The organism is Desulfovibrio sp. DV, assembly GCF_001936595.1.
Taxonomy (GTDB): Bacteria; Desulfobacterota; Desulfovibrionia; order Desulfovibrionales; family Desulfovibrionaceae; genus Solidesulfovibrio.
Window position 1 is genome coordinate 1 of record NZ_MLBG01000178.1, and the last position, 3,705, is coordinate 3,705.

Genomic DNA, 3,705 nt, shown 5'->3' on the forward strand with positions numbered 1-3,705 from the left:
CCCGGCCTCGACGTTCTTTTGCGTGGTGCCCATCTGCCCGTTTTTAAGTGATTTCAAACCGGTGGTGGTCCCGGCCGAGTCCCCGGTGCGCCTAGCCCTGTCCGCCCCGGAAACGAATATGTACCTGACCTGCGACGGTCAGGAGCTTTTCCCGCTCGACGACCTCGACGTGGTGCTGGTGACCAAATCCGAGCGCTGCCTGCGTCTGGCCCGGCGACCCGGGGAGAGTTATTTCGAACGCCTGCGACTCAAGGGATTTATCAACCGACCATGACCCGAGACGTACCCGCCGTGTTGCCGGTCCCCGGACAGGCCCCGCGTTACGGCACCGATCCGGTGCTCGACGCCTGGCTGTTGCATTTTATGACCGAAAACAATCTGGAACATTCCATTGATCCGGAAAAAAACGCCACGCCCGAACAGCTGCGCTTCATGGTGTCGCTGACCCCGGAGCAGATTTACATTCCCTGCACCGACGCCATGTTCGGCCATCTGCTGACCGAGCAGGCCGATCCCGAGGTGGTGGCCGAGTACGCGGCCCGGCTCGCCCGCATTGACGGGCTTATCGACGCCTTTGTGGCCGAGGAATATACCCGGCGAAAAATACGCACCCTGTGCGAGCTCAAGTACCGGCAGGCCCTGGTCAAGCCGACGCTTATCCCGTCGCGCCTGGGCAAGCGCCTCAATACCATTTTCCTCACCCAGTCCGGTCTGGACGATCCCTACCGCGAACGCCGGCGGGCCGCCAACCGCCGGGCCTTTGCCTTCATCCAGGGCGAGGCTTTCCGGACCATGCTCCATGCCTGTCCCTCGGACCTGCCGGGCTGCCGGTCCATCCCGGAGCTGCGCCACGTCCTGGACGTGCTGGAACTCAAGCGGCTTTTTGCCATGTCGGCCATGCCCGAGGTCTGGGAGGGCGACGGGGCTTGTCCGGGCAACGAGGCCCTGGAGGCGGCGTTGGCCAACTTCCCCAAGGATTTCGAAAAGCTCCAGGCCATGCTCGATCCCCGGCGGGGCAGCAAGCTCAAGATCCTGTATCTGGCCGACAGTGCCGGCGGGATCATGTTCGACCTGCTGGCCATCCGCACGCTCCTGCGCATGGGCCATCGGGTGATCCTGGTCTTCAAGGAAGGCTTTTATTTCGATGTGCCGACCATCTGGGACGTGGACGGCGATCCGATCCTGGAAACGGCCCTGGCCGGGGCGCATTTTCTCACCGACCCGCGCGTGTCCAAAAACGACCTGCTCCAGGTGATCCGGGAAAATCCCCTGACCGTTATTTCCGACGGCACCCGGGAGCGCCTGAACCTCTACCGCGTCTCAGTGACCTTTGCCCGGGCCTGGAAAGAGGCCGATCTGATCGTGGCCAAGGGCGAATACAACCATCGCCGGCTGATCCTGACCAGCAACCAGTTCACCCGGGATGTGGCCGCTTTCCGCCGCGTGCCGGGAGACGGACTGTGCTTTGATTTCAAGGCCCGCGCCCCCGGAGCCAGATCCTTCACCGAGGCCGACATCACGGCCAAGGCCGAGGAGATCATCATGGGGATGCGCCAGGCCCGGGCCGCCGGGCGCACGGTGATGTTTTACAGTGCGGTCATCGGCTCCATCCCCGGCCAGACCAAGGTGGCCATCGAGCTGGTCACGGCCTTCGTGGCCCACCTGCGCCAGAAGTTGGCCGGCATCTCGATTATCAACCCGGCCGAGCACTTCGAAGAGGGCATGGACGCCGACGATCTGATGTTTATGTGGGAAAAGGTACAGCGCAGCGGCCTTATTGACGTGTGGCGCTTCCAGACCCATTTCGACATCGAAAAGAGCTTCGAGCTCCTGGGCCGCCAGGTGCCGCCGGTCTGGGCCGGCAAGGACGCGACCTTCTCCACGGGCTGCACCAAGGAAATGCGCATCGCCCTTTCCATGCAGCAGCGCCACCGCGAGATGCAGATCATCGGCCCGGACCCGGAGAAGTTCTTCCGCCGCCGGGAATATGGCGTGGGGCGGTTTTGCGACGCCGGCATCGACTGCGGCTAGTGTTTGCCAAGAAAAAGCCCCCTGGCGCGATGCGGCAGGGGGCTTCTCGTTTTGCGGACAGTCCGTCTATTCCTTGGGCTTGTGGCTGGCCCGGCAGACGACCTTGACCGGGGCCACGGCGATGCCGAAGAGTTTTCGCAGGCTGTTTTCCAGATATTTGAGGTAGGAATCGCGGACCCGTTCGGGGTCGCTGACGAAAAAGACAAAGGTGGGCGGCGCTTCGGAGGCTTGGGTCAGGTAGTAGAACTTGGCCCGGCGGCCGTTGACCAGCGGGGGCTGGTGCTTGTCCATGACCGTTCGCATGGCCCGGTTGAGTTCGCCGGTGCCCACCCGGACCTGGCATTCGGCCCAGATGGCTTCAGCCTGGGGCAGCACCTTGCCAACGCCCTTGTTCATGGCTGCCGACATGTAGAGCACCGGCACGTGGGAACACATGCGCAGTTCGGCCGCGATGTCCTTGCGCAGGTCCTGCATCTCTTTTTGCGGGACGAGATCGGTCTTGTTGACCGCGATCATGAAGGCTTTTCTCTCGCCGTCCAGAAAGGAAATAAGCCGCTTGTCCTGCACGCCGATGCCGCCGGTGGCGTCGATGACCACGATGGCCACGTCGGCCCGCTTGGCGCTGGAGAGGGCTTTGCCCACACTGTATTGTTCCACGCCGTCGGTGATGCGGGTGCGCTTGCGCACGCCGGCCGTATCCACGAACTGGTAGCGCTTGGTGCCGCGAATGACGGCCACGTCCACGGCGTCGCGGGTGGTGCCGGCAATGTCGCTGACGATAAGGCGCGTTTCGCCGAGCAGCGCGTTTAAGAGCGAGGATTTGCCGGCATTGGGCCGGCCGAGCACGGCCAGGCGCAGCACGGTCTGGAGCTGGGAGGTCTCGGTCTCCGGGTTCACTTCGGGCAGCCGCTCGGCCAGGGCCTCGAGGATGTCGCCCACGCCGTGGCCGTGGGCGGCGGACACCGGGAACAGGGGAAAGCCCCAGGCGTGGAAGTCGCCGGTCATGACGCCGGAGCGTTCCTGGCCGTCGACCTTGTTGACGGCCACCACCACGGACTTGCCGGTGCGGCGCAGGCGTTCGGCCATGTCGTCGTCAAGGCCGGTGCGCCCGACCTTGCCGTCGACCATAAAAAGAACCACGTCGGCCATGGTCAGGGCCACTTCGGCCTGGACCACGATCTGGCGGGCGATTTCTTCTTCAGACTCATAGTCCATGCCGCCGGTGTCGATCAGGGTGACGAACCGGCCGCCAATGTCGGCGGTGGCCTCCAGACGGTCGCGGGTGATGCCGGGACGGTCGTGGGTAATGGCCCGGTGGTCTCTGGCCAAGCGATTGAAAAGCGTGGATTTGCCGACATTTGGCCGGCCGACGATGGCCACGATGGGGGGCATGGGGACTCCTTGCGGGGTGGGGGAGGCGTCGCCGGGGCTGGGGGCGGGGTTGGGGGCGGCGGCGGTCCCGAAACCGGGAAACAACGACCGGCCCGCCAACCGGCATGGGCCAGGGCGCGGCGGATGCGCCGGCCCGTGCCGACGCGAACCTGTCCCTTCATCATGTCCAGCCGGACATGTCAACCAGGAATATGGATTGGACCCCGCAAAAGGTCAAGCAGCCAGAAAACACAGCCAGGGGTCCGGGGGGAGGAGTCCCCCCGGCCGCCGGAGCAACGGTGG

General features: G+C 64.5%; 2 protein-coding genes and 1 pseudogene. 2 read left to right on the forward strand and 1 reads right to left on the reverse strand.

Annotation, left to right across the window (positions count from 1 at the left end):
• Together DVDV_RS21515 and DVDV_RS21520 are read left to right on the forward strand one after the other, a co-directional pair.
• Positions 1 to 274 (forward strand): annotated as a pseudogene (locus DVDV_RS21515) (NAD(+)/NADH kinase); the annotation flags it as partial.
• Positions 271 to 2,031 carry an ARMT1-like domain-containing protein gene (locus DVDV_RS21520; protein WP_075356611.1) on the forward strand — a complete coding sequence of 587 codons (1,761 nt, stop codon included), beginning with the start codon at positions 271 to 273 and terminating at the stop codon, positions 2,029 to 2,031. The pseudogene DVDV_RS21515 and the gene DVDV_RS21520, both read left to right, overlap by 4 nt.
• Positions 2,032 to 2,097: 66 nt before the next feature.
• On the opposite strand, the gene der is transcribed toward DVDV_RS21520, so the two are convergent.
• A complete protein-coding gene (der, locus tag DVDV_RS21525; protein WP_075356612.1) occupies positions 2,098 to 3,423 on the reverse strand; it encodes a ribosome biogenesis GTPase Der in 1,326 nt (441 codons plus the stop codon).
• Positions 3,424 to 3,705: the final 282 nt, after the last annotated feature.